This window comes from Kribbella sp. NPDC051952 (assembly GCF_040680855.1).
GTDB lineage: Bacteria > Actinomycetota > Actinomycetes > Propionibacteriales > Kribbellaceae > Kribbella.
On sequence record NZ_JBFAXQ010000008.1, the window covers coordinates 267,965 to 293,898 of the forward strand.

General features: G+C 67.9%; 20 protein-coding genes and 1 riboswitch. Of the genes, 11 read left to right on the forward strand and 9 right to left on the reverse strand.

From position 1 onward, the window contains the following. The first annotated feature begins 43 nt into the window (after positions 1-43). Positions 44-652, forward strand: a complete 609-nt coding sequence (locus AB0L70_RS17940) for a TetR family transcriptional regulator (RefSeq protein WP_363685244.1) — start codon at positions 44-46, stop codon at positions 650-652. Here AB0L70_RS17940 and dnaG read toward each other — a convergent pair. Beyond that, positions 633-2,540 carry a DNA primase gene (gene dnaG, locus AB0L70_RS17945; protein WP_363685246.1) on the reverse strand — a complete coding sequence of 636 codons (1,908 nt, stop codon included), beginning with the start codon at positions 2,538-2,540 and terminating at the stop codon, positions 633-635. The genes AB0L70_RS17940 and dnaG overlap by 20 nt on opposite strands. A 64-nt stretch (positions 2,541-2,604) precedes the next feature. On the opposite strand from dnaG, the gene AB0L70_RS17950 reads away from it, so the two are divergent. Beyond that, entirely contained in the window at positions 2,605-4,254 is a 1,650-nt protein-coding gene (locus AB0L70_RS17950) for a glycoside hydrolase family 99-like domain-containing protein (RefSeq protein ID WP_363685248.1), read from the forward strand. 10 nt (positions 4,255-4,264) lie between these two features. Next, positions 4,265-5,113: a biopolymer transporter Tol gene (locus AB0L70_RS17955; protein ID WP_363685250.1), complete on the forward strand. Its 849-nt coding sequence runs from the start codon at positions 4,265-4,267 to the stop codon at positions 5,111-5,113. On the opposite strand, the gene AB0L70_RS17960 is transcribed toward AB0L70_RS17955, so the two are convergent. After that, positions 5,110-6,357, reverse strand: a complete 1,248-nt coding sequence (locus AB0L70_RS17960) for an FAD/NAD(P)-binding oxidoreductase (protein ID WP_363685252.1) — start codon at positions 6,355-6,357, stop codon at positions 5,110-5,112. The genes AB0L70_RS17955 and AB0L70_RS17960 overlap by 4 nt on opposite strands. A 121-nt stretch (positions 6,358-6,478) precedes the next feature. Between AB0L70_RS17960 and AB0L70_RS17965 the strand changes: the two genes are divergently transcribed. Further along, complete coding sequence (locus tag AB0L70_RS17965; RefSeq protein ID WP_363685254.1) at positions 6,479-8,323, forward strand: sialidase family protein; 1,845 nt, start codon at positions 6,479-6,481, stop codon at positions 8,321-8,323. Here the strand turns inward: AB0L70_RS17965 and AB0L70_RS17970 are convergent. Beyond that, positions 8,316-9,542, reverse strand: coding sequence for a deoxyguanosinetriphosphate triphosphohydrolase (locus tag AB0L70_RS17970; RefSeq protein WP_363685256.1), 1,227 nt, complete (start codon positions 9,540-9,542; stop codon positions 8,316-8,318). The two genes, AB0L70_RS17965 and AB0L70_RS17970, sit on opposite strands and share 8 nt — an antisense overlap. Before the next feature lie 32 nt (positions 9,543-9,574). After that, positions 9,575-10,177: a dihydrofolate reductase family protein gene (locus tag AB0L70_RS17975; protein WP_363685258.1), complete on the reverse strand. Its 603-nt coding sequence runs from the start codon at positions 10,175-10,177 to the stop codon at positions 9,575-9,577. A 78-nt stretch (positions 10,178-10,255) separates the two neighbouring features. Here AB0L70_RS17975 and AB0L70_RS17980 point away from each other — a divergent pair, with 78 nt between their 5' ends. Further along, positions 10,256-10,819, forward strand: coding sequence for a helix-turn-helix domain-containing protein (locus AB0L70_RS17980; RefSeq protein WP_363685260.1), 564 nt, complete (start codon positions 10,256-10,258; stop codon positions 10,817-10,819). Further along, the gene (locus tag AB0L70_RS17985; protein WP_363685262.1) at positions 10,816-12,087 is read left to right on the forward strand and encodes an MFS transporter; all 1,272 of its coding nucleotides are present in this window, start codon (positions 10,816-10,818) and stop codon (positions 12,085-12,087) included. The genes AB0L70_RS17980 and AB0L70_RS17985 overlap by 4 nt, the downstream gene beginning before the upstream one ends. On the opposite strand, the gene AB0L70_RS17990 is transcribed toward AB0L70_RS17985, so the two are convergent. After that, positions 12,027-12,656 carry a TetR/AcrR family transcriptional regulator gene (locus AB0L70_RS17990; protein WP_363685264.1) on the reverse strand — a complete coding sequence of 210 codons (630 nt, stop codon included), beginning with the start codon at positions 12,654-12,656 and terminating at the stop codon, positions 12,027-12,029. The two genes, AB0L70_RS17985 and AB0L70_RS17990, sit on opposite strands and share 61 nt — an antisense overlap. A gap of 85 nt (positions 12,657-12,741) precedes the next feature. Between AB0L70_RS17990 and AB0L70_RS17995 the strand changes: the two genes are divergently transcribed. Next, positions 12,742-13,599, forward strand: a complete 858-nt coding sequence (locus AB0L70_RS17995; RefSeq protein WP_363685266.1) for an alpha/beta hydrolase — start codon at positions 12,742-12,744, stop codon at positions 13,597-13,599. Here AB0L70_RS17995 and AB0L70_RS18000 read toward each other — a convergent pair. Further along, the gene (locus tag AB0L70_RS18000) at positions 13,564-15,090 is read right to left on the reverse strand and encodes a UDP-N-acetylglucosamine 1-carboxyvinyltransferase (protein ID WP_363685268.1); all 1,527 of its coding nucleotides are present in this window, start codon (positions 15,088-15,090) and stop codon (positions 13,564-13,566) included. The genes AB0L70_RS17995 and AB0L70_RS18000 overlap by 36 nt on opposite strands. Positions 15,091-15,244: 154 nt before the next feature. Here AB0L70_RS18000 and AB0L70_RS18005 point away from each other — a divergent pair, with 154 nt between their 5' ends. Continuing rightward, complete coding sequence (locus tag AB0L70_RS18005) at positions 15,245-16,468, forward strand: hypothetical protein (protein ID WP_363685270.1); 1,224 nt, start codon at positions 15,245-15,247, stop codon at positions 16,466-16,468. Between the two features lie 37 nt (positions 16,469-16,505). Then, positions 16,506-17,759: an acyl-CoA thioesterase/bile acid-CoA:amino acid N-acyltransferase family protein gene (locus AB0L70_RS18010; RefSeq protein WP_363685272.1), complete on the forward strand. Its 1,254-nt coding sequence runs from the start codon at positions 16,506-16,508 to the stop codon at positions 17,757-17,759. Here the strand turns inward: AB0L70_RS18010 and AB0L70_RS18015 are convergent. The 3 genes from AB0L70_RS18015 to ppdK all read right to left on the reverse strand — a co-directional run bounded on the left by AB0L70_RS18015 (position 17,752) and on the right by ppdK (position 21,662). Continuing rightward, positions 17,752-18,030 carry a YciI family protein gene (locus AB0L70_RS18015; protein ID WP_363685274.1) on the reverse strand — a complete coding sequence of 93 codons (279 nt, stop codon included), beginning with the start codon at positions 18,028-18,030 and terminating at the stop codon, positions 17,752-17,754. The genes AB0L70_RS18010 and AB0L70_RS18015 overlap by 8 nt on opposite strands. A 133-nt stretch (positions 18,031-18,163) precedes the next feature. After that, the gene (locus AB0L70_RS18020; RefSeq protein ID WP_363685276.1) at positions 18,164-18,970 is read right to left on the reverse strand and encodes a class I SAM-dependent methyltransferase; all 807 of its coding nucleotides are present in this window, start codon (positions 18,968-18,970) and stop codon (positions 18,164-18,166) included. A 40-nt stretch (positions 18,971-19,010) separates the two neighbouring features. Continuing rightward, complete coding sequence (gene ppdK, locus AB0L70_RS18025) at positions 19,011-21,662, reverse strand: pyruvate, phosphate dikinase (protein WP_363685278.1); 2,652 nt, start codon at positions 21,660-21,662, stop codon at positions 19,011-19,013. Positions 21,663-22,218: 556 nt separating this feature from the next. Between ppdK and AB0L70_RS18030 the strand changes: the two genes are divergently transcribed. Next, entirely contained in the window at positions 22,219-23,085 is an 867-nt protein-coding gene (locus AB0L70_RS18030) for a cobalamin-binding protein (RefSeq protein WP_363685280.1), read from the forward strand. Positions 23,086-23,128: 43 nt separating this feature from the next. Continuing rightward, positions 23,129-23,352: riboswitch (cobalamin riboswitch) on the forward strand. A gap of 127 nt (positions 23,353-23,479) precedes the next feature. Beyond that, on the forward strand, positions 23,480-25,897 hold the full coding sequence (metE, locus tag AB0L70_RS18035; protein ID WP_363685282.1) for a 5-methyltetrahydropteroyltriglutamate--homocysteine S-methyltransferase: 2,418 nt from the start codon (positions 23,480-23,482) through the stop codon (positions 25,895-25,897). Positions 25,898-25,934 lie beyond the last annotated feature (37 nt).

Below are 25,934 nucleotides of genomic sequence, written 5' to 3' on the forward strand. Positions count from 1 at the left end.
ATTAAGTTAGCACACCGGATGGCAGGTCCGCTACGATGACTTCGTGCGGAGATCACCAGCGCCCGACGAGCGCCAGCGCGACGCCGAGCGGAGCCGGCAGCAACTGCTCGACGCGGCCGTGGCCGAGTTCGGCGCGCGCGGCTTCAGCGGTGCGCGGGTCAGCGAGATCGCCCGCATCGCCGGCGTGAACAAGCAGCTGATCTCGTACTACTTCGGCGGCAAGGAGGGCCTCTACCGCGCCGTCGCGGAGCGTTGGCGAGCCGGCGAACCGACCATCGCCGCCGACGCCGGCACGCTCGGCGAGCTGGTGGGTGCGTACGCCCAGGCCGCGCTCGCGCAGCCCGACCTGCTTCGGTTGCTGGTCCGCGAGGGCGTCGACCGCGACACCGGCGGACAGGACGAGGAAGGCCAGTTCGCCCGGTTCCAGGGCATGCTCGCGGACTTCCGTCGACGCCAGGCAGACGGAGAGCTCGCCGCCGACCTCGATCCGGCGTACGCCGGTCTTGCCCTGTTCGGACTGGCCGCGGCGCCGGTCGTGTTCCCGCAGATCGCCCGCGCGCTCGGCCTCGATCCGGACAGCGACGACTTCGCCGCCGAGTACGCCGAACAGACCGCCCGGCTGGTCGAGCACCTTAAAGAGCGCCCGAAATAGCCTTCTTGCGCAGGTCCGCGCGATACGCCTCGAGTGCGATCAGCTCACCGAACATCCGGTTGTAGTCGTCCGCGCGGTCGATCGGATTCGTCCGCTGCAACTTCGACTTCAGATCCTGGATCCGCCGCGCACAGGTCAACTCCTGCAACCGCGCCAGCAACGCCTGCGCATACGGCTCGTCGGGATCCCGCCCGAGCCGTAACGGATCCACCGCCAGCGCACCGACCACCGCAGCGGCCGGATCGTTGCCAATGGCATCGCGTACGGCGACCACCCACGCCTCACCTGGAGCCGCGACGGCCGGCCCACCCGCCTTCGCCATCCCGGCTCGAACCGCGGCCAGCCACGGGTGGGTGAAGTCGTGGTCGTCGAGCTCGTCGAACGCAACGCCGACCAGCGCCGGGTGCTGCATCGCGATCTTCAGGACGTCCCACTCGATCACGAACCGCTGGTCCCGCGGCGACGGGATGTCGACGCGCGGAGGTGCCGGCGGAGCCTCGGACGTCGTCACGATCGGAGTGCGCCCCTGCGGAGTGGCCTGCGGCTGCGCCGGTCGCGAGGCGGCCCGGTAGACCTCGGTGCGGACCTGGTCGACCTCCATCCCGAGCTGTCCGGCGAGCTCGCGCGTGAACGCGTCCACCTTCGACCGGTCCCGGATGCTGATCACCAGCCGCGCCGCGTCCCGCAGCGCGTCGATCCGGGTGTCCGCGCGATCCAGGTCGTACTTCGACAGCACGTTGGTCAGCACGAAGCGGTACAGCGGAACCCGCCGGCCGATCAGCTCCCGGACCGCGGCGTCACCCTTCTGCAGTCGCAGGTCGCACGGATCAAGTCCGTCCGGCTCGACCGCGACGTACGTCTGCGAAGCGAAGGCCTGGTCACCCGCGAAGGCCTTCAGTGCCGCCCGCTGGCCGGCCTCGTCACCGTCGAAGGTGAAGATCACCTCGCCGCGGAACTGATCGTGGTCCAGCAACAGTTGCCGCAGGACCCGCGCGTGGTCCTCGCCGAACGACGTGCCGCAGGTCGCGACCGCGGTGTGTACGCCGGCAAGGTGGCAGGCCATCACGTCGGTGTAGCCCTCGACGACCACGGCCTGGCGGCCCTTGGCGATCTCGCGACGGGCGAGGTCGACGCCGTACAAGACCTTGGACTTCTTGTAGATCGGGGTTTCGGGGGTGTTCAGGTACTTGGCTTCGATCCGGTCGTCGTCGAAGAGCCGACGTGCGCCGAACCCGATCACGTCCGAGGAGGCATCGCGGATCGGCCACATCAGCCGGCCGCGGAACCGGTCGTACAGGCCGCGCTGTCCCTCGGCGGCCAGGCCGGATGCGACCAGCTCGGCGTTGCTGAAGCCACGGCCGCGTAGGTGGCCGATCAGCGCCTCACCGCCGCGCGGCGAGAAGCCGACGCCGAAGTAGACGGCCGCGTCCTTGTCGAAACCGCGCCCGTCCAGGAAGGTCCGGCCGGCTGCCGCGTCGGGGGCGCCGAACAGCTGCTCGACGAAGTACTCGGCGGCTACCTTGTGCGCCTCGACCAGCCGGGGCCGCTGGTTGCCGGGACCGCGCTGGATCGGCGCGCCGGAGTCGTCGTACCGGAGCTGGATGCCGACCTTCGAGGCCAGGGTCTCGACCGCTTCACTGAAGGTGATCTGGTCGATCTTCTGGATGAAGTCGATGACATCGCCGCCTTCTTGGCAGCCGAAGCAGTAGAAGAATCCGCGGGCCGGAGTGACGTTGAACGACGGCGACTTCTCGTCGTGAAAAGGGCAGAGTCCCTTGAGCGATCCACCGCCGGCGTTCTTCAAGGTCACGTACGAGCCGACGACGTCGTCGATCCGGGCCCGCTCGCGCACGAGCGCGATGTCCTCTTCCTTGATCCGGCCTGCCACCCCGCGAGTCTACGATCATCGGCAAGGAATCCCGCCGACGGGACGACGAACTGGGGAAATCGACGTGCATCGCAGCATCGGCCTGCTCGCTCTGAGCGCGGCCACCATAGCCACTCTCCTGACCGCCGGCCCGGTGCTGGCCGACCAGAAACCGGCGGATCCGCCGGCCGCCAAGGCCGTGGCCCGGCCGGCCCAACCAGCGCCGTTCGTCGAACTCGTCGCCCCCGGTGGCGTCGGCCGGCTCTACACGGCGGACCCCAGCGAACTCGCAGCGGCGACCTCAGCCGGGTACAAGCGTCAGCCCGGCGAGACCGGCTTCATCGCCCGCGCACCACAGACCGGTTGGACCCCGCTGTACCGCCTCAAGCCGTCGGCGACCGCGACCAAGTGGCTGTTCACCGCGTCGGCGCAGGAGCGGGACACGCTCGTCGCGCAGAAGTGGATCTCCGAAGGCACCGCCGGGTACGTCGGAACCCAGGCCGGACCGGGATTGATCCAGCTCCTCCGCTTCACCAACGGCCAGGAGTGGCGGCTTGCGCCCAAGTCCAAGAGCGCCGACCTCGTCAAGGCCGGCTACACGGTCGACGGTCCGGTCGGCTACGTCCACCAGAACTGGGTCCGGGCCGGCGCGGTCTACTTCGGCATGTTCCACACCGGCGGGCACCCGACGATCATCGCGCGGACCAAGGAGATCTACGGCCGCGACAACGACTGGTGGGGCGGCGTCCGGGACTTCAAGTCCGGCACCCACTACGCGACCGACAACTGGCCCGGCGAGGACTGGTCCGCGCTGGAACCCTCGATCGGCTACTACGACGGCTCGTTGCCGGAAACGCTGGAGAAGCACATCACCCAGGCGACCTCGGCCGGTCTGAGCTTCTTCAACTTCTACTACTACTGGGACAACACCAAGCAGCACCCGGACCTCACCGACGCCTCGCTCGACGCGTTCCTGCAGGCCAAGAACAAGGACAGCATCGACTTCACCGTGGGCGTCTGCGCACATCCGTACGCGCCCCTGAACATTCCGGTCGCGCAGTACGACGGCGTCACGACCAGCCTGATGCGCTACCTGGGCCAGGACAACGCGCTGCGCACCAACGACGGCCGCAAGATCCTCAACATCTGCGACGCCCGCGGTCTCGGCGATGGCAGCAACGCGCAGGTGAAGCAGTTCGTCGACGCGGTCCGTGCGAAGGCACGCAGCCGGCTCGGCGAGGACATCTACGTGATGATCAACCAGGCCGGTTTCGACCCGAAGCAGGTGCCGGCGGCCGGTGCGGACGCGCCGTACTGCACGACGGACGGTGCGGCTGTCGAGAGTCGCTCGTACGCGACCTATCTGCAGGGGCAGCGGGCCTTCTACAACCAGGCGCCGGGTGCGTACGGGCGCTGTGTCCTGTCCGACTTCGACGAGCGGCCGAGATACCCGATCGAGAACCCGGATGTGAAGGCGATCCGCTGGATGCCGGACCAGTCGTTCGACGGCTATCGCACCGCGGTCCGGAACGCGGTCGCGGACATGGCCACGTCCACGCGACCATCCACTGTCGACAACTACCTGTTCCTGTACGCGTGGAACGAGTGGCACGAGGGCGGCATCATCGAGCCGAACAACCGCGACGGCTGCGCCTACCTCGACATCCTGCACACCGAGCTCAACCTCCAGGGGCCGGGGTGCGTCGCCAATCCGGCCGGTGCACCGCCCAGCTAAGTTGGTGGGCATGCCACGAACTCTTCGCCCTGGTCAACGGTCCGAGCTGTACGTCGTCGACGTCGCCACCGGCGATCAGCGACTCGTCTACAGCTCGGACACTGTGCTCTTCGAGGCGCCGAACTGGACTCCTGGTGGTGAGCTGATCGTCAACGGGGACGGACGGTTGTTCCGGGTCGCCGATGGACTCGAGGAGATCGGGCTTGGCGGCGTGCCGGCCATCAACAACGACCACGTGGTGAGTCCGGACGGGGCGACGGTCTACGTGTCGGCCGAGGATGGACATCTGTACGCCGTGACGCTTGCCGACGGCCGTCCGCGGCGGGTGACCAATGATCGCGGACCTGGGTTTCACCATTACCTGCATGGGGTTTCGCCCGATGGCAAGACGTTGGCGTACATCGGGTTGGAGCAGGTGGACGGTCGCCGGATCACCAATGTGTGGACGATTCCGGCCGCGGGTGGTGACGACGTACAGGTCACCGATGACGAGCATCAGGACGACGGGTCGGAGTACAGCCCGGACGGTGAGTGGATCTACTTCAACTCGGAGCGGGCGGGGCATGCGCAGTTGTTCCGGATCCCTGCCGGTGGTGGTGAGGCTGAGCAGTTGACGTTCGACGAGCGGGTCAACTGGTTCCCGCATCCGGCTCCGGACGGGTCGTCGATCGTCTACGTCAGCTTCCCGCACGGGATCGAAGGGCATCCGGCCGATATCGACGACGTACGGATTCGGTTGCTCGTCGATGGCGAGATCCGGGAGGTCGTGACGCTGTTCGGCGGCCAGGGCACGATGAACGTGCCGAGCTGGTCGCCGAACAGCAGTCAGTTCGCGTACGTCGCGTATCCGGTGGGTTAGACCTCGGACAGCTCCACCGAGGGGTCGGCGAGGCGGGCGGGGTCGACCTGCTTGCCGGAGCGGATCAGGGCCTGGATGGCGTCGATCGTGTCCCAGTTGTTGACGTGCATCCCGGCCAGCACGTGCCGGTCGTCGTCCAGCCAGAAAGCAAAGTAGGCGCCCGACTTCGGGTCGCCGCGCAGCACCACCTGGTACGACGTCCCGCGCGGAATGTCACCGGCGTACTCCAGGCCGAGGTCGTACTGGTCTGAGAAGAAGTACGGGATCGCGTCGTGCGCGACGTCCTGGCCGAGCATCGCCTTCGCGGCCGCCTTGCCGGTGTCCTTCGCGTTCTGCCAGTGCTCGACGCGCACCGACCGCCCGAACAGCGGGTGATCCCAGCGCACCACGTCACCGGCGGCGTACACGTCCGCGGCCGAGGTCTGCAGATCCGGCCCCGTCACGATGCCCGAGCCGTTCTCCCGGGTCGCGACCTCGATGCCGGCGTCCGCGGCCAGCTCGGTGTTCGGCTGTACGCCGACTCCGACGACCACCAGATCCGCCGGAATCACCTCGCCACCGGCGACCCGCACCCCGGTCACCTTGTCCGTACCCTCGAAGCCCTCGACGCCGGTGTTGAACCGGAACTCGACCCCATGCTGCCGATGGAACTCGGCGAAGAGTCCGCCGACCTCGTCCCCGAGTACGGCGGCCAAGGCGGTGGACTGCGGTTCGACCACGGTGACCTCGCACCCGCGCTCGCGTGCGGCCGACGCCGCCTCCAGCCCGATCCAGCCCGCGCCGACCACGACGACCCGCGGCTTGGCGGCATACGCATCGGTCAGTGCCTGCGACTCCTCGGCGGTCCGCAGGTAGTGCACGCCCGGCAGGTCCCCACCAGGTACGTCGAGGTGCCGGACCCGGCTGCCCGTGGCGATCAGCAGCTTGTCGTACGACACCTGCGAACCGTCGTCGACGGAGACGGTGTGGGCGGCAGAGTCGATCCCGGTGACGGTCTTGCCGAGGCGGAGCTCGATCGAGTTGTCGTCGTACCACTGCTGGTCGTGCAACTGGGCGACGGACGTCTCGTCCTTGCCGAGCAGCACCCCCTTGGACAGCGGCGGTCGCTCGTACGGCAACGCGTTCTCGCTGCCGATCATGACGATGCCGCCGGACCAGCCCTCCTTCCGCAGCGCCCGCGCCGCGGCCTCACCCGCAAGGCTCGCGCCGACGATGACAATGGGCCGTTGGTCTGCGTCAGTCATGCCTCCGACTCTAGTGCTTGAAGACTGAACCTGAAGGGGCTGTTCACCCTCTTGTCGCGTCGCCTTCCAATCACTACCGTGATCGAGGACATCATACGTCCTATGTCCTCCCGGGAGTCTTATGCGCGCCTTCCCGCCCCGCCTTGTGGCCGCTGTCCTACTCGTCTTCGGATCCCTGGTTACACCCGCTCATGCGCAGTCCTCGGACAAGCCGTTCGTCGAGGACAGCGTGTTGTTCCAGCAGCAGACCGAGGGCTACTCGTGTTTCCGCATTCCAGCCGTGGTCCGTGCGGCCAACGGGATGGTGCTCGCGTTCGCCGAGGGCCGGGTCGCCGACTGTGGCGACGACGGCGACATCGACATCGTGCTGCGCCGGTCGTCGGACGGCGGCAAGACCTGGGGACCGCTCCAGGTGGTCTCCGACGGCAACGGCAGTACGCACGGCAATCCGGTGCCGATTGTTGACAATCGGACCGGTCGGATTGTCCTCGTCAGCACCCACAACGGTCCGAACCCCTGCACCAACGGCTGCGACCGTGACCCGTACGTCCAGACCAGCGACGACTCCGGCGCGACCTGGACCGCACCCCGCGAACTCACCGACGCCAAGCTCCCGAGCTGGAACTTCTGGTACGCGACCGGCCCGATGCACGGCATCCAACTCGAGCACGGGCAGCACCCCGGCCGGCTGATCGTCGGCGCCAACTTCGAGACGTACGACGGCGTCGGCAAGCACGTCTACGGCACGCACCTGCTGTACAGCGACGACTCCGGCGAGACCTGGCACATTGGCGCGACCACCTCCCGCGATGACGGCAAGGTGATCGCCCAGGAGGTCACCGTGACCGAACTGACCGACGGGCGGATCTACGCACTGGCCCGGGAACGCGGCACCGACCCGGGCAACCGCGCGTACGCGATCAGCAGCGACGGTGGCGAGACCTTCGACCGGCCGTTCCAAACGCTCCCCAAGCTGGTGGTGCCTGACGTCCAGGGCTCGTTGCTGCGCTTCAGCGACCGCAGGATCCTGTTCTCCTCACCCGCGCACCCGGCCGCGCGTGAGGTGATGACAGTGCGGTCGTCGTACGACGAGGCGCGATCCTTCGGCACCTGGCAACAGAGCAAGGTCTTCTACTGGGGACCATCGGCGTACTCGGACCTGGTCAAGCTCGACGGCGATCAGGCCGCGTTGCTCTACGAGGCCGGCGTCGCCAATCCGTACGAGACGATCCGGTACGCACGGTTCAACGAGGCGTACCTGTCAACCCCGAACGGCACTCCCCCGGGCATTCCCGGACCACCCGCGCCCGGACCGCTGACTCCCGACGTCGGTCCGGCACACAACCCGGCGTACGTGCGCGGCAGAGCGACTGTTGCCCCCGGCAAGTTTGGCAACGGCCTCACGCTGGACGGGGTGGACGACCGGGTCGAGGTCCCGTTCGACCGGTCGATCGATCTGGGGGCGGACGACTTCACGATGATGACGTGGATCAAGTACGGCGCGACCACCGGCTCACACGCGATCCTTTGGGCCTTCCGCACCGGGTCGGGGACGACCCCGCAGGTGTGGCTGCGGGCCGAACCGGAGAGCAACCGGATCCGGGCGCTCCTCGCGGTCGATCGCTTCAACATCACCGTGCAGTCGGCCTCGGCGTACAACGACGACCAGTGGCATCACGTCGTACTGGAACGGGCCGCTGGTCAGCTGCGGCTACTTGTCGACGGCGTACAAGTGGGATCCGCGGCCGCACCACCTGGGTCAGTGACAGCTGGGAAGGAGTTCGGCGTCCAAGGGATTCACGTGGGCGAGCGGATCGACGGCGAGAACCGGTTCCAGGGTGCGGTCGATGAGGTTCGCGTCTATCGCCGAGCGTTGTCCGCGAGCGAACTCGACCAGATTCGCCTGACCAACAAGCCGATCCGGTCGAAGCTCGGTCTCGATCTACCGTTCAGCTCGGTCAGGTGAGGAGCTGCGTGTGCCAGGCCAGGGCTGACGGGTCGGTGAGCGACGCGACCTGATCGACGATGACGCGCAGGCGCGCGTTGTCGTCGGCAGCCTCGGCGAAGTCGGCCCGGAAGGCGGCGTCCAGCTGTGCGGGCGCCGTCTTCCAGAGCGCATCGACGAGCTCGGTGAGAAGCTCGCGCTGCGAGGCCCGCCGGGCTTGCCGCTCGGACGAGTTGAGCACGTGGAACATGCCGATGCCCTTCAACAGGCCGATCTCCACGCGGATGCCGTCGGGGATGACCAGATCCGCCTCGTAGCGGATCAAGCGCGACCTGCCGAACACCGCATGCGTCGCCTGCTCGGCGGCGGTCGCGAACCGGCCGATCAGCTGGCTGGTCAGGTCCTTCAACCCACCGAGCGCACGCCGACTGTCGTCGAACTTGCCGCCCGGCCAGTAGTTGAGTGACGTCAGCCGCGCCCAGCCCTCGTCCAGCTCCGCATCGGTTGCCTCCGGCAAATACATCCGGCGGACCGTCTCCCAGTACGGCTCCCGGTCCGCGCCGACCTGTTCCAAATCGATGTGCTGGGCAACGATGCCGTCCTCGACGTCGTGCACCGAGTAGGCCACGTCGTCGGCGAAGTCCATCACCTGGGCTTCGAGACACCGGCGCTCGCCGACGCCCTGACGCAACCACTCGAACACCGCGAGATCGTCGTCGTACACCCCGAACTTCCGCTCACCGGGGCGGCGGGGCCAGGGGTACTTGGTGGCGGCGTCGAGGGTGGCTCGGCTGAGGTTGAGGCCGACGCTGCGGCCGGCCGGGTCGAAGGTCTTCGACTCCAGCCGGGTGAGCAGACGCAAGGTCTGTGCGTTCCCCTCGAACCCGCCGATGTCCGCGGCGACCTGGTCGAGCGCGCGCTCACCGTTGTGGCCGAACGGCGGATGACCGAGGTCGTGAGACAGGCAGGCCGCGTCCACGATGTCCGGATCGCAGCCGAGAGTCAGGGCCAGCTCGCGGCCGATCTGCGCGACCTCGAGGCTGTGCGTCAGCCGGTTGCGGACGAAGTCGTCGCTGCCGGCCGTCACCACCTGCGTCTTGGCCGCCAGCCGTCGCAACGCGGCGCTGTGCAGCACCCGCGCCCGATCACGCGCGAACGCCGTCCGGCCCGGCCGCTTGACCGGCTCGGCGACCCAGCGCTCCGCGTCGTGCTCGTCGTACCACTCATGCTGCTTCCTCATCACCGCTCACAGTAGCGGCCAGAACCGACATTTCAGCCCACGCAGTAGCGGAGCCAGACGACCCCGCCGGCGAACACCTCGGTGCCGACGAGCCGCAGCTCCACCTGCCCGGCGTCACACCAATTGGGCCCGGTGCCGACGAGGATCGGATGGACGAGCAGTGCGAGCTCATCGATCAGTCCGAGCTCGAGCAGCGCATTCACCAACGCCCCGCCCGAGTCGACCCGGACCAGCTCCACACCGCTGCGCCCGAGCGCATCGAGCACCTCGGCCAGATCCACCTGGTCGTACCCGGTGACGAGCTCGCGCGTGGTCGCCTCGGGCGGTCGCGCCGGCGTCTGATCGGCGTACAACGCGAGTACGTCGGACCAGTAGCCGAGCTCCCGCAGCGAGTCCCAGGCCTGTATCCGCGCCCGGCTGTCGACCACCGCCAGCAACGGTCCGCCCGCCCGCGGCCCACGCCGAGGAGCAGCCCGTACGGCGGTCTCCTCCGCCAGAACCGTGTCGGCTCCGATCAGCGTCACGTCCTCCTGCCACAGGGTCGCGAGCGCATAGAACCGCGCGAGGTCGACGTCGAACCCCGACGCCACCCCGTCGAGCGACACCGCTACCTGAGCCACCACATGAGGCCGCATGCGCCAAACGCTACGAGCGACCACCGACAGTCAGCGAACATCTTGCAGAGACTTCTCTGCAGAGACTACTCTGCAAACATGCGACGCATCGATGCTCGAAGTCTGCGCGGACTCGCCCACCCGCTGCGGATGAACATCCTGGAGGCCATCGAGCTCGACGGCCCGGCCACGGCGACCACGCTGGCGGCACGCCTGGGCGAGAACACCGGGACGATCAGCTGGCACGTGCGGCTGCTTGCCGAGCACGGATACCTCGTGGAGGACGCCGACCGCGGCACCAAGCGCGAGCGCTGGTGGCGGATCCCCGGCCGGACCGTCCTCGACCCCGCCGAACTCCGCGGCGATCCCGAGACCAGCCGCGCCCTCGACGTCTACCTGCGACACCTCGTCGAGCGGTACTTCGACCGCGTTCGCACGTACGTCGACGAGGACTGGCCGGACGAGTGGCAACACGCGGCCGGACTGTCCGACTGGCGCGACCTCCGCCTGACTCCCGAGCAGTTGTCCCAACTGAACGACGAGCTCGGCGCCGTGATCGACCGGTACGTCGCGGCGGGGGCGACGGGGCCGACGGGTGACAACGCCGAACGAGTCATCGTCCAGCTGCAGTCGTTCCCGCATCGCGCCGGGCCCAGCTCATGAGCTTGCTGAAGCGGCACCGGGACTTTCGCCTGCTCTGGATCGGCGAAACGGTCAGCCGCTTCGGCAGCGCCACCTCATCCGTAGCGCTCCCGCTGATCGCGATCTCGATGCTCGAGGCAACCACCTTCCAGGTCGGCCTGCTCACCGCGGCGGCCTGGGCACCATGGCTCCTGATCGGTCTCCCAGCGGGCGCGTGGGTCGATCGCGTACGTCGCCGACCGGTCATGCTCGGCGCCTCCGCCGCCTCGGCCGCACTCTTCATCGCCGTCCCGATCGCAGCGGTTGTCGGATTGCTGACAATCCACCTCCTGCTGATCGCCGCGATCCTCGGCGGTGCGGCCGCGGTCGTCTTCCAGACCGCCTACACGGCCTACCTCCCGACGTTGATCGACCCGGCCGACCACGCGGAGGGCAACGCGAAACTGCACGGCAGCGCATCGGCGGCACAGATCGCGGGACTCGGCTGCGGCGGCCTACTCGTGCAGTTGGCGGGCCCGGCGAACGCGCTGGTGGTTGATGCCACCACCTTCGTGGTCGCCCTCGGCTGTCTGGCCGCAATCCACCACCGAGAGCAGCACGCGGGAACCGAGCAGCTCGCGGACCTGTGGACCGGCATCAAGCAAGGCGTCGTCTACGTGGCGAACGACGTGTGGTTGCGGACGTTGACGATCTTCGGGGCGGTCTCGAACCTCGCCCTGATGGGCTATCAGGCCATCGTCGTCGTGTACCTGGTCCGCGACGTCGGCCTCTCCGCCGGATCAGTCGGCGGGCTCGTTGCTGCCGCCACCAGCGGCGGCATCATCGGCGCCTTCGCCGGCCGACGACTCTCCACGCGGTTCGGCACCGCACGTGCACTGCTGCTGTGCGAACTCGGTCTGCCAACCCTCGCGCTACTGATCCCACTGAGCTCCGTCAGCCCATGGCTCTACCTGGTCGGCGGCTTCGGTGTCAGCCTCGGTGTTGTCGGAGGCAACGTCGTGAAGGCCACCTTCCAGCAGTCCTACTGCCCACCCGACCTGCTGGGCCGCCTCGCCGCCACATCCTCGTTCGTCAACTACGGAACGATCCCGCTCGGCGCTCTCCTCGGCGGCACCCTCGGACAGACGCTCGGCCTTGCCCCGGCCTTGTGGATCACCACCGCCGGCGTCCCGCTCGCCGGACTGGTCCTACTCTGCTCACCGATGCGCCGACGCCGCGATCTCCCGACTCAGCGCGGCAACGTCGTACCCGCGGTGACGGTCGACTCCAACCGCGAGCGGATGGCCTGACGGGCCAGCTCGTACCCCGTGCCGCCGTCGTCGTGCAGGATCGACGCGAGGTTGGCGGCCTCGTAGTACGAGTTGAGCTCAAAGGCCAACTGCTTGGGGTCGGCCCCCAGTTCACCCTTGTCGACAGCCTCCCGTACGGCGTCCTCCATCAGGCCCATCCACTCCCAGTGGACGGTGAGGATCGCGTCATGGACAGCCCCGGTGCGGGCGGCGTACTCGTGGGAGACCTTCTGGAAGAAGCAGCCGCCGGGGAATACCCGGCGGTGGGAGTAGTCGAGCCAGTGCACACTCAAGGCCCAGACCCGCCCGAGCCCGGGCTCCACCTCGAACGCCGGTGTCACCACCTCGTCCGCGTAGATGCGGCGCGCGGCCCGGATCGTCGCGAGCTGCAGCTCCTCCTTCGAGCCGAAGTGCGCGAACAGGCCGCTCTTGCTGATCCCCAGCTCGGTGGCCAGCCGCCCGATCGACAGCCCTTCGAGCCCATCGACCGAGGCGATGTCGACCGACCGGCGCAGCACCGCCCGCCGGGTCTGATCACCTCGCACCAACCGCCCGTCCACCTTCTCCACGCTCCTGATCCTAGTGAGTTGACAATCCACACGTCGACAAACTAATAATACGACCGTTCGTATAGTTTGATCGTCGAGGAGCGTCATGAAGAAGCTGATCCGGGCGGGATTGTCGACAATCGGAAAGTTTTCGCCCCGACTGGCCGGGCGACTGGCCTTCGCACTCTGGCGTCGGCCGATGGGTCGCGGTGCGGTCCGCGAGCTGGAGCGAGCGGTCCACGAGTCCGCCCGGGTCGAGGCCGTCGACGGCGTGGTCACCTACACCTGGGGCGACGGCCGCCGCCCGGTCCTGCTCGTGCACGGCTGGCGCTCCCGCGCGTCCCGGTTCGCCGGCTTCATCACCCGGCTGCTCGAGCTCGGCTACAGCCCGGTCGCGTTCGACGCTCCCGGACACGGCGACTCGCCCGGCCCGATCACCTCGATCCTCGGCTTCCAGCGGATCATCCGCGGCCTCGAGGAACGGCACGGTCCGTTCGAAGGCGTGATCGCCCACTCCCTCGGCGTCCCGTTCGCGCTGTACGCCGTCCGCGAAGGGGTCGCCGCACGGCGATTGGTGATGATCAGCGGCGTCGCGGAGTTCGGCTACCTGGCCGACACGTTCTGCCGCGAGCTCGGGCTGGGACCGAAGGTCAATCGGTTCCTGCGGCGGTCGATCGAGCGTGGGTACTTCGACAGCGACGACCAGATCTGGACCAGGTTCTCGGTCGCGGCCGGCAAGTCGGACCTACTGGTGATCCACAACGACGAGGACGATGTGGTGGATCCCGAGCAGGCCCGGATCCTCCTGCGCGCATACGGACCGCACGCGCACTACCTGCCGACGAGCGGCCTCGGTCATCGCCGGATCATGACCGATCCGGAGGTGATCACCGAGGCCGTCGCCTTCTTGCAGGATTCCCGGGCGGACTCAGATGTCCCGGAAGGTCTCGATCTGAGCGCCTAGCGAGTTCAGCCGGGTGGCGAGGTCCTCGTAGCCGCGGTTGATCACGTAGACGCTGCGCAGGACCGACGTACCCTTCGCGGCCATCATCGCGATCAGCGTGACGACGGCCGGGCGGAGTGCCGGCGGGCACATCATCTCGGTGCCGGAGAAGTGCGTCGGGCCCTCGACCATCACCCGGTGCGGGTCGAGCAGCTTGACCCGGCCGCCGAGCTTGTTCAGGTCGGTCAGGTAGATCGCGCGGTTCTCGTAGACCCAGTCGTGGATCAGCGTCTGACCGGTCGCCTTGGCCGCGATCACCGCGAAGAACGGCAGGTTGTCGATGTTCAGGCCCGGGAACGGCATCGGGTGGATCTTGTCGATCGGCGCGTGCAGCTTCGACGGCCGGGTGGTCAGGTCGACCAGCCGGGTCCGCCCGTTCTCGGCCAGGTACTCCTCGGTGCGGCTGTAGTCGAGGCCCATCTCCTCGAGCAGCGCGAGCTCGATCTCGAGAAACTCGACCGGCGCCCGCCGGATGGTGATCTCGGAAGCGGTCACGATCGCCGCGGTGAGCAGGCTCATCGCCTCGATCGGGTCCTCGGACGGCGCGTAGTCGACATCCACGTCGATCTCGGCCTTGCCGTGCACGGTCAGCGTCGTCGTACCGATGCCGTCGATCCGCACGCCGAGCAGGTCGAGGTAGAAGCACAGGTCCTGGACCATGTAGTTCGAGCTCGCGTTCCGGATCATCGTGACGCCGTCGTACCGGGCCGCGGCCATGATCGCGTTCTCGGTCACGGTGTCGCCGCGCTCGGTCAGCACGATCGGCTTGCCCGGGGTGATCGCCCGGTTCACCACCGCGTGGTACTCACCGCCGGTCGCCTTCACCTCGAGCCCGAACGGGCGTAGCGCCGACATGTGCGGCTCGACCGTCCGCGTGCCCAGGTCGCAGCCACCGGCGTACGGAAGCTGGAAGGTGTCCTCGCGGTGCAGCAGCGGGCCGAGGAACATGATGATCGAGCGCGTACGGCGAGCTGCCTCGGCGTCCATGCCCGCGAGGTCGAGGTGTGCCGGCGGCACGATCTCCAGATCGCCGGCGTCGTTCAGCCAGGTGGTCTTGACGCCGATCGAGCTCAGCACCTCGAGCAGCCGGTTGACCTCTTCGATCCGGGCGACCTTGCGCAGCGTGGTGCGGCCCTTGTTCAGCAGGCTGGCGCAGAGCAGCGCGACACCGGCGTTCTTGCTGGACTTCACGTCGATCGAGCCCGAAAGCTGCAAACCACCTACGACACGGAGGTGGACCGGACCGCCACCGAGAGAGACAATCTCGGAGTCGAGGGCCTCGCCGATCCGGGCGAGCATCTCGAGGGTGAGGTTCTGATGACCCTTTTCGATCCTGTTCACCGCGCTCTGGCTGGTGTTCAGTACTTCCGCGAGCTGCGTCTGTGTCCAGCCGCGGTGCTTGCGGGCGTCCCGGATGAGATTGCCGATCCGGCTCAGGTAGTCATCGGTCATGGGCCGGACCTTATCTCACATGTGAGATACCTCTGCACCGACCCGCCGGTGCCAGGGTAGCCAATGTCACGCGCCCCCTACCGGCTGCCCCCGATCAACCACGGTACGCCTACAGTTACCCCAACTCCCGCCGCCATCCGGAGAGGACCAGCAGATGCCCGATGACACCTCCGCCGCGGTGGTGAACGAGTTCGAGGCGGAGTCGTGGCCGCTCGAGGCGGCCGCCGAAAGCCTGCACCAGGTCGTCGACGGGTTCCAGGACGGGGACACCCGGCCGCTGGTGATCGGCGACGGCGACCAGCCGGTCCTCGTGGTGCTCGCGATCGGTGACCTGGCCGACTTCCGGGCCCGGGTCGCGGAGCTGCTGGCCAACCCGGTCGACGCCGGCTGGCTGCGGTACTACCTGCGCTCGAACTTCGACATGAGCTCGGAGCGGCTGGTCGAGCTGCTCGGGGTCGACAGCGACCACGGGCTCTCCTCGCTGGCCAGCCAGGTGAACGTCGAGCAGGCCGCCGTCCTGATGCCCGACCATCTGCGCCGGACCGAGGCCGGCGGGAACCCGCTGATGCTGATCGGCGACGGGATGATGGCGACCGCGGCGCTGGTCGCGTTCCCCGCGTTCCAGGTGCTGCTCGCGCTGGAGACCGGCGGACAGGCCGAGGACGACTCCTGCGCGCACGACGACGAGGAGAAGCCGACCACACCGCTCGAGGTGCTGGCCGAGCGGCTCGGGCCGGTGTCGACCCAGCTGGTCGCGCGGCTCAACGCCGGCCGTGAGCCCGGTCTGCCGCGGTACGAGCTGCACTTCGAGGACGACCTGATCGAGCACCTCCGCGACCTGGAGTCGCGAGCGCAGAAGGCGCCGGGCGGCGGTGCGTACGACGAGCTGCACGGACTGCTGCGTCAGTTCGACGAGATGCGCAGCGGGCTGGTCCCGGTCGAGGAGGAGGACGAGGAGCCGGACGAAGCGCCGTACCTCGAAGCCACCGACCTGAAGGCGGCGCTGTCGGATCTGCGCGACAACTTCCGCCAGGGTGCCGACGATCCGTACCTGATCGGGTACGACGGTCGTCCGCTGGCCGGGCTGATCACCTTCGACCTCTACGAGATGCTGCAGCAGGTGTCGGTCGAGCTCGACGGAACCGACGAGGCGCCGGTCCTTCCCCTCCCCCAGCCCCGCTGGGAGAACGGGCCGCCGGTGCTGCCGTTCGAGGTCGCACTCGAGGCCTGCGAGGCGGTCTGCGAGGACATCTCGAACGGCGAGGCGTCGATGATCTTCATCGCCGACGAGGACGAAGAACCCGAGCTCGTCCTCGCGCCGCTCGTCTGGCTGTGGGCGTACGTCGACCACCTCAACCTCGAGGCCGCCGATATCTGACCGCGCGGGTGAACCCGATCAGCGCGACCATTGAGGTATGCACCGGATTCGCGTCGGTCTGCTTGCGACGGTCGCCTGCTTGATCGCAGGCGGATGCTCGTCGGGCAATGACCACGCGGAAATCCACGTAGACCATGCGGAGACGCTCGCCGACCAGGCCGTGCATCTGACTGTCACCGGGCTCGAGCGGAACGCGAAGGTCAGCGTGGGCGCAGAGTCAGTCGATCACGACGGCAAGAAGTGGCACAGCGAGGTGACCGTCACGGCCGATGACCAGGGGTCGATCGATCTCGACCGGGCCGAACCGACCGGTGGCAGCTACCAGCACGCCGACGGAATGGGCTTGTTCTGGTCGATGAACCCGCCGGACGGCGACCCCGAGCAGCAGGCGTACCTCCCGCCGTTCGAGAACGGTCACCCGATCGAACAGGTGGACGTCTTCGTCAGCACAGACGGCAAGCGCATCGCGAGTACGGCGCTGACCAGGCGGTGGCTGCGCTCCGGGGCCACCTCGCGCACCGTCAGCCTGGCCACGGACAAGATCAGCGGGGTCTACGCCGCTCCGCCGGCTGGTCCGGCCAAGCACCCCGCCGTACTGCTGATCGGTGGATCCGAAGGCGGACTGGCCCCGCAGTCCATGACCGAGTTGCTCGCCTCGCACGGGTATCCCACGCTGGCGTTGGCCTACTTCCACGCGCCCGGTCTGCCGAAGGACCTGCGCGACATCCCGGTGGAGTACTTCGCGTCCGCGGCCCGATGGCTGGCACGTCAGCCCGGTGTCGACCCCGCGCACATCGTCGTTTCCGGCACGTCCCGAGGGTCCGAGGCCGCCTTGCTGGCGAGTCAGAACTACCCGGACCTCATCCACGGCACGATCCTGTACGCACCGAGCGCGACGGTGATCGAGTCGTTCCCGGCCGCGAACGGCGCTGCGTGGACGCTGCACGGACAGCCGTTACGGGCCGACGGGCAGCCGATACCGGTCGATCACGTCACCGGCCCGGTGCTCGCGGTCGCCGGGACGGACGACCTGCTGTCGCAGGCGCAGTACTCGGCGAGGCAGATCGTCCGGGAACTCGACGAGGCGCACAACCGGCTCCCGCACGAGGCGCTCGTCCTCGAGGGCGCCGGACACGCGATCGGCGGTGCGCCCTACCTTCCGCGCGGGACAACCTTCTTGAATCCGGTCCTCCAGCGACCGCTTCAGCTGGGCGGAAGTCGCGCGGTCAACGAGGCCGCGCTCCGGCAGGTGTGGCCGAAGACCCTCGCGCTGCTGGGGTCGCTCAGTTGATCGGGAAGAGTGGCTGCCACTCCGAGAGGGTGGCGATCTCGTAGACGTTGGCCGGGGTGTACGGGTCCTTCGCGAGGATGTCGCGGAGCTCCGCCTCGTCGGCGACGTCGTAGATCAAGACGGCGCCGGTCTGGTCCGGGAAGGGACCGGCAGTGACGAGTTTGCCGGCTGCCTTGAGCTCGTGCAGGTAGTCGCGGTGAGCCGGACGAACCTCCATCCGGCGATCGGACTCGGCGAGGTCGAAGCGCAGCTGCAGGACATAAAGGGCCATGCCGAAAACCCTATAACAAGCGTTGGAAACAAGAGATTTGGTGCGGGAAGGGAGTCACGAGCCGCCACAGCGGCTGGTTCAGGTCAGACCCGAAAGTCGACGAGTGATCGCCCTTCCCGCCCGGTCATTCTCGCTACCCCGAGCCTCGATTTGCAAGGGGTTGGTTAAGAGAAATTGCTGCGGAAAGTTGGGTCAGGTAACGCTTCGTGACGGAGCCTCCGGCCGCCTCGACAAGAGCGCCGATGCAGTCGTACAGTCCGTCACGTCGCTCCGATGTCAAGGCCCGATGACCTGAATATGATGACAGAAGTTGCAGATATTCAGCGGCCGAATAGGCCTGTTCCCGCTCGTATCTACGGAACTCCACAGGGCCGAATCGGCCGGACTCGTCGAACTCCGACGCATCCCGCGGAATGGTGTCGGCCGGCTGCGGTCCCTCGCCGCCGTCCTTGTCCGCGTCGTCGGTGAAACGCTCGTAGCAACGCTGCGCGTCGCGGAAGAACTGCTGACTGCCGCCGGCGACGTGATGCGTCGACACCACCGCCAACAGGCCGCCCGGCCGCAGTACGTCGGCACACCGCTGGACTCGGGTCGCGGGGTCGAGCCAATGGAACGCGGTCGCGGAAACGACCAGGTCGAACGTCGACGCCGGAAGCTCCCAGCTGTCGAAGTCCGCGACGATCACCTCGATATCGGGCAGGTTGCGTCGGGCCACCCGCGCGAGGTCAGGACTGAGCTCGACCGCGGTGACCGACCAGCCGCGTTCGACCATCGGCCGGGTCGCTTGGCCGGTTCCGGGTCCGATCTCGAGCACCCGCGGTTGACCGACATCGAGCAAGGTGGCGAGTTCGTCGTACAACTCGACGGGATAGGTCGGGCGGACGCGGTCGTAGAGGTCGGCGTCTTCGCCGAAGGTCTGGCGTAGCTGCTCCCGGCTCACTCCCGCAGATTAGTGGGAGTGAGCCGCGAACGCGTGCGATTTAGAGGGCCGCGCGGCCGGCTTCGAGCCGGGCGATCGGGATCCGGAACGGCGAGCAGGACACGTAGTCCAGGCCGACGTCGTGGAAGAAGTGGATGCTGTCCGGGTCACCGCCGTGCTCACCGCAGATGCCGAGCTTCAGGTCCGGCTTGGCCGCCCGGCCACGGTCGACGCCGGTGCGGACCAGCGCGCCGACACCCTCGCGGTCGATCGACTCGAACGGCGACACCGCGAAGATGCCCTTCTCCAGGTAGCGCGTGAAGAAGGATCCCTCGACGTCGTCCCGGCTGAAGCCCCAGGTGGTCTGGGTCAGGTCGTTGGTGCCGAACGAGAAGAAGTCGGCCGCCTCGGCGATCTGGTCCGCGATCACGGCCGCGCGCGGCAGCTCGATCATCGTGCCGATCGGAATGGTCCGGTCGACGCCGACCTCGGCGATGACCCGTTCCACCTCGTCCCGGGCGAGGTGCAGCTCCTGTACGGCGCCGACCAGCGGGATCATGATCTCCGGCCGCGGGTCCTTGCCCTGCCCGAGCAGCTCGACGGCCGCGGACGCGATCGCCCGGACCTGCATCGCGAACAGGCCGGGGACGATCAATCCGAGCCGCACCCCGCGCAGGCCGAGCATCGGGTTCTGCTCGTGCAGCCGTTGGACGGCGACGAGCAGCTTGGCGTCGCGGCCCGACTCCTCACCACGTTCGCGGGCCAGCGCCACCTTGACCGCGAGGTCCTCCATCGACGGCAGGAACTCGTGCAGCGGCGGGTCGATCAACCGGATCGTCACCGGCAGCCCGTCCATCGCAGTCAGCAGCTCGAGGAAATCGCCACGCTGCAAGGGCTCCAGCTCAGCCAGCGCGGCGTCGCGCTCGGCGTCGTCGTCGGCCAGGATCAACCGCTCGACGGCCTCGCGCCGCTCCCCGAGGAACATGTGCTCGGTCCGGCACAATCCGATGCCCTCGGCACCGAACCGGCGGGCTCGGGCCGCGTCGTCCGCCGTGTCCGCGTTGGTCCGTACGCCGAGACGCCGTACCTCATCGGCGTGGGTGATCAGGCGGTGCACGGCCGCGACGAGTTCGTCACCGTCCTCCGGTGCGAGCGTGCCCTCGAAGTACTGCACGACCGGCGACGGGACGACCGGGACCTCACCGCGGAACACCTCGCCGGTGGTGCCGTCGATCGAGATCAGCTCGCCTGCCTCCATCACCTCGCCCTTGACCTTGATGGTGCCTTGGGCAACATTCACGTCGAGTTCGTCGGCGCCGCAGACACAGGTCTTGCCCATGCCGCGGGCGACCACGGCCGCGTGCGAGGTCTTGCCGCCGCGACTGGTCAGGACGCCTTGCGCCGCGATCATGCCGTGCAGGTCGTCCGGGTTGGTCTCGCGCCGGACCAGAATGACCTTCTCGCCACGATCGGCCGCCTCGACCGCGGCGGCCGAGGTGAACACGACCTTGCCGGACGCCGCACCCGGCGACGCACCGATCGCCTTGGTGATCAGGTCCTTCGCCGCGTCCGCGTCGAACCGAGGGAACATCAGCTGCGCCAGCTGTGCACCCTGCACCCGGCGCAGTGCCTCGTCGGTGTCGATCACACCCTCGTCGATCAAGCTGGTCGCGATCCGGAACGCAGCCGCCGCGGTGCGCTTGCCGACCCGGGTCTGCAGCATCCACAGCTTGCCGCGCTCGACGGTGAACTCGATGTCGCACAGATCCTTGTAGTGGCCCTCGAGCTTGGCCATGATCGCCATCAGATCGTCGTACGACGCCTTGTCGATCTGCTCGAGGTCCGCGAGCGGGACGGTGTTGCGGATGCCGGCCACCACGTCTTCGCCTTGCGCGTTCTGCAGGTAGTCGCCGTACACACCGGGGTGGCCGGTCGACGGGTCGCGGGTGAAGGCGACGCCGGTGCCGGAGTCCATGCCGAGGTTGCCGAAGACCATCGAGCAGATGTTGACCGCCGTACCGAGGTCGGTCGGGATCCGCTCCTGGCGGCGGTAGAGGATCGCGCGCTCGGAGTTCCACGAGCCGAAGACGGCCTCGATCGCCAGGTCCATCTGGGTCCGCGGGTCCTGCGGGAACTCGCGGCCGGTGTGGTCCTGCACGGCCTGCTTGAACGTCTCGACCAGCGCCTTCAGATCGGCCTCGTCCAGGTCGAGGTCGTTGTCGGTGCCCTTCGCGTTCTTGGCGGCCTCGATCGCGTCCTCGAAGACGTCGCCCTCCATGCCGAGCACGGTCTTGCCGAACATCTGGATCAGCCGCCGGTACGCGTCCCAGGCGAATCGCGGGTTGCCGGACTGGTGCGCGAGCCCGTTCACCGAGTCGTCGTTGAGGCCGACGTTGAGCACCGTCTCCATCATCCCGGGCATCGACACGGCCGCGCCGGAGCGGACCGAGACGAGCAGCGGGTCGTCGGCCTGGCCGAGCTTCTTGCCCATCGTCTGCTGCAACAGGTCGACGTGGTGGTCGATCTCGTCAGCCAGCTCCGGCGGCACCGAACCGGTCTCCAGGTACGCACGGCAGGCGTCAGCCGTGATCGTGAATCCGGGCGGAACGGGCAGGCCGAGGTTGGTCATCTCGGCGAGGTTGGCCCCCTTGCCACCCAGGAGCTGTTTCAGGTCCTTGTTGCCTTCGGCGAAGTCGTAGACGAGTTTCGGCACGGTCACTCCCTGGGTTGCAGGCGGTGCATGAGTCGCGGCGTGGTGGCCGCTGGCCCATCGACTCCGGTGGCGGGGGCGTGCTTTCAGAGTAAGCCAAAAAACCAGTCCAGTTGAACACTGGTCTCACGATGCCGACGTGAGCCTGCCCACAGATCAAAGCCCGGAAAACCCTTCCCTACCTGACAACGCAAGACAATCACCCCCTCCACCGACGAACAGCCCGAGCATGACGATCCCGACGTTTCGCCGGAGATCCAGGCGCGCAGCGAGGCGGATTCATGGCGACGTTTGGTCGCGGGTTCGGGCGAGCAGCGGGGTCGATTTATGGCGACGATTGGTCGTGAGATCGGGCGGGGAGCGGGGTGGATCCGAGGCGACGATTCGTGGTGGATCGGGCGAGCCACGGCGGTGATGCGAGGGGACGTTTAGTCGGGGGTTCGGGTGGGAGTGGGGTAGATCCGAGGCGACAATTCGTCGCGGATCGCGCGAGCGGCGGGATGCTTCGATGGCGACGTTTCGTCGGGGGTTCGGGTGGGGGGCGGGGTAGGTTTTGGGGGTGCGGATCGTTTCGTTGCTGCCTTCGGGGACTGAGATCTGCTTTGCGCTGGGGGCGGGTGATGACGTGGTGGGTGTGACGTTCGAGTGCGACTATCCGGCGGCTGCTCGTACGCGGCGGATCGTGTCCACGACCGCGCTGCCGGAGGGTCTCACGCCGGGTGAGATCGACGAATTCGTCCGTCGGAGGGTCGCGGCCGGCGAGGACCTCTATCACCTGAACGCGGGTGCACTTCGCGAGCTGAACCCGGACGTGGTGATCAGTCAGGACCTGTGCAAGGTCTGCGCAATCGACGTGGACGACGTAACCGAGGCACTCAACTACTTGGGCTGCCAAGCCGAGGTGGTCACCACCGACCCACACACCCTGGACGACGTCATCACGTCCATAGAGTCCATCGCCAAAACAATCAACCGCGAAAGCTCAACTCTGGTCGAGGACCTCCGAGCGCGGTTGGACGACTTCACCCTCGGCACCGCTTCCCCTCGGGTGGCGCTGCTTGAGTGGACGGATCCGCCGTATGCACCTGGGCATTGGTTGCCGGAGATGGTTATCCGGGCAGGTGGCGTCAACGTGCTCGGGCAGGCCGGCCAACGGTCAACGCCCATCACCTGGCAGGACGTGGCCGACGCGCAGCCTGACCTGATCGTCGCGGCGCCCTGTGGCTTCGATCTGGACGGCGCTGCCGCACTCACCCGGTCCCTCCTCGATGACGGCGTACTCCCACCCACCATCCCGGTCTGGGCGGTCGACGCGAACGGCTACTTCGCCCGTCCCGGCCCGCGCTTGGTCGACGGCATCGAAGCCCTCGCTGCTCTCCTTCACGACGACTCCCCGGATCCCTCCATCGCCCGGCGACTGCGGTAGTGGGGTTTGTCTCGGCTTGCGGCGGGGTGGGGGTGGCGCGCGTAGGGTTGGAGGTGCTGGTGGTTCGGACGGTCATGTGGGTTGTGATCGGACGAGGCAAGAGGGAATCCGGTGGGAATCCGGGACTGCCCCGCAGCGGTGAACGGGAACGAACGTCGTCACAAGCACTGGGCGCGCAGCGTCCGGGAAGCGACGGCCAGTAGGTCCACCGGCCTTGGGCCGGCCTGCCCGTGAGTCCGAAGACCTGCCGCCGGTCCGTGCGCCCATCCGGGTGCGCGGTGGGATCGGTGGTCTCGTGGGAGGACCCGCCCGGACCACGGCCGTACGTCCGTGGTCCCCGCGTTTCTCCGTGAGCATCCGCCGACCCAATCGGCACGCTCGCGAGGAGAGAGACGTGAACACCAGCACCACCATCCTGGGCTACCCCCGAATCGGCCCGCACCGCGAACTCAAGCACGCCCTAGAGCAGTACTGGGCCTCCACCGAGACAACCACCCCCGCCAAGGCCCGATCGGATGACCCGGCGAAACTCGACGGAGCAACACCCGGTCAGTCCCCGTCGAACGACCCGGCGCAACTCAACGCAGCAACACCCGGTGAGTCCCGGTCGGACGACCCGGCGAAGCTCGATGCGGCGACAGCTGGTGGGTCCCGGTCAGAGGGTCTCGCGGAGCTTGAGGGGACGGCGGCGCGGCTTCGGGTTGAGACGTGGCTGGACCTTAAGGCACGTGGTCTCGACACGATTCCCGGCAACACCTTTTCGTACTACGACCAGGTGCTTGACCAGGTGCAGCTGCTCGGCGCTACCCCGGCGCGCTTTCGCGAGCTCGGTCTGTCGGAGCTCGACACGTACTTCGCCATGGCCCGCGGTCGTGACGGCGTCGCACCGCTCGAACTGACCAAGTGGTTCGACACCAACTACCACTACCTGGTCCCCGAACTCGACCGCGAGACCCGCTTCAAACTTAACCCGGTCAAGATCCTGACCGAGTTGTCCGAAGCTCGCGAGTACGGCGTCAACCTCCGCCCGGTCCTGATCGGCCCCCTCACCTTCCTGCTCCTCTCGAAGTCCACCACCCCCGACTTCGAACCGCTCAGCTTGCTCAACCAACTCGTCGACGCGTACGCCGACCTCCTCGGCCAACTCGACGCCGCCGGAGTGGACTGCGTACAGCTCGACGAACCAGCCCTCGTACAAGACCGCACCCCCGCCGAACTCGATGCACTCCGCCGCGCCTACGACAAGCTCTCCACTCTGACCGAGCGCCCGCGTCTCCTGGTCGCGACCTACCTCGGTGACCCCGGCCCTGCCCTGCCGGTGCTCGTGTCAACAGCGATCGACGGCGTCGCCTTGGACCTGGTCTCCGCACCCGGCCTGGTCGACCAAATCCCCAAACTGCCATCCCTGCAACGCAAAACCGTCGTGGCCGGCGTCGTCGACGGCCGCAACGTCTGGCAAACCGCTCTGGGTGACGCGCTCTCCACCTGCTCCGCCCTGATCGGCTCCGTCGGCCAACTGGAGGTCTCGACTTCCTGCTCACTCCTCCACGTCCCGTACGACGTCGACGTCGAGGACGAGCTCGACCCACGAGTCCGCGCCCGACTCGCCTTCGCGCAACAGAAGGTCGACGAGGTCGTCCTCCTGGGCCGTGCTCTCAACTCGAGCGTCGTCGCGGATGTCAACAATCCGACCGGCGGCCCACTCAAGGAGTCGGACCTCACCCGTGAGCAGGCCGTTCGCGATCGAGTCGCCACGATCCGCGCCGAGGATCGCCGGCGTCCGCCGTACGACGAACGCCGGACCGCGCAGGCCGCGCTCGGGTTGCCGGAGCTCGCGACCACGACGATCGGCTCGTTCCCGCAGACCGCAGAGATCCGTCGTGCCCGCGCCGAGCTCCGCAACGGCCGGATCGACCAGGCGACGTACGACGAACGCATGCGTACCGAGATCGCCCAAGTGATCGCGCTTCAGGAGGACATCGGGCTGGACGTGCTCGTCCATGGCGAGCCAGAACGCAACGACATGGTCCAGTGTTTCGCCGAACAACTCGACGGGTTCGCGACCACCAAACTCGGCTGGGTGCAGTCATACGGCAGCCGCTGCGTCCGCCCACCGATCCTGTACGGCGATGTGTCCCGGCCGGCTCCGATGACGGTGCAATGGTCGTCGTACGCGCAGTCGCTGACCGACCGGCCCGTGAAGGGCATGCTGACCGGCCCGGTGACGATCCTGGCCTGGTCGTTCGTCCGCGATGACCAACCGGCCGCCGTCACCGCCGACCAGGTCGCGTTGGCACTGCGCGACGAAGTGGCTGATCTGGTCGCGGCCGGCATCAAGATCGTGCAGGTAGATGAGCCCGCGCTGCGCGAGCTCCTGCCACTTCGAGCCGCGGACCAGAAGGCGTACCTGGATTGGGCCGTCGGTTCGTTCCGGCTGGCGACCGGTGGAGCACCGGCGGGCGTCCAGATCCACACGCACCTGTGCTACTCGGAGTTCGGCGCGGTGATCTCCGGGATCGACGGTCTCGACGCCGACGTCACGACGATCGAGGCAGCACGTTCACGGATGGAGGTGCTCGCGGACCTCGCTGGCGTCGGGTTCCGCCGCGGCGTCGGCCCCGGCGTCTACGACATCCACTCGCCCCGCGTTCCGAGCACCGAGGAACTCACGGGCCTGATCCAGGCAGCCCTGGCCACCACCCCCGCCGACCAACTCTGGATCAACCCGGACTGCGGCCTGAAGACCCGCACCTACGCGGAGGTCGAGCCGGCACTCAGGCACCTGGTAGAGGCAGCGCGTTCGGCCCGCTGACGATTGCCGTGGGCACCTAGGTGCCCACGGCAACCAC

Coding starts and splice junctions, on each gene's coding strand:
- AB0L70_RS18015 (WP_363685274.1), bottom strand. CDS start 18,030: ATGGCCCTTTATGTCCTGCAGCTGCGCTTCGACCTCGCCGAGTCCGAT.
- AB0L70_RS17965 (WP_363685254.1), top strand. CDS start 6,479: ATGCGCGCCTTCCCGCCCCGCCTTGTGGCCGCTGTCCTACTCGTCTTC.
- AB0L70_RS17955 (WP_363685250.1), top strand. CDS start 4,265: ATGCCACGAACTCTTCGCCCTGGTCAACGGTCCGAGCTGTACGTCGTC.
- AB0L70_RS18010 (WP_363685272.1), top strand. CDS start 16,506: ATGCACCGGATTCGCGTCGGTCTGCTTGCGACGGTCGCCTGCTTGATC.
- AB0L70_RS18005 (WP_363685270.1), top strand. CDS start 15,245: ATGCCCGATGACACCTCCGCCGCGGTGGTGAACGAGTTCGAGGCGGAG.
- AB0L70_RS18000 (WP_363685268.1), bottom strand. CDS start 15,090: ATGACCGATGACTACCTGAGCCGGATCGGCAATCTCATCCGGGACGCC.
- AB0L70_RS17975 (WP_363685258.1), bottom strand. CDS start 10,177: ATGCGGCCTCATGTGGTGGCTCAGGTAGCGGTGTCGCTCGACGGGGTG.
- AB0L70_RS17980 (WP_363685260.1), top strand. CDS start 10,256: ATGCGACGCATCGATGCTCGAAGTCTGCGCGGACTCGCCCACCCGCTG.
- AB0L70_RS17995 (WP_363685266.1), top strand. CDS start 12,742: ATGAAGAAGCTGATCCGGGCGGGATTGTCGACAATCGGAAAGTTTTCG.
- AB0L70_RS17985 (WP_363685262.1), top strand. CDS start 10,816: ATGAGCTTGCTGAAGCGGCACCGGGACTTTCGCCTGCTCTGGATCGGC.
- AB0L70_RS17970 (WP_363685256.1), bottom strand. CDS start 9,542: ATGAGGAAGCAGCATGAGTGGTACGACGAGCACGACGCGGAGCGCTGG.
- AB0L70_RS17960 (WP_363685252.1), bottom strand. CDS start 6,357: ATGACTGACGCAGACCAACGGCCCATTGTCATCGTCGGCGCGAGCCTT.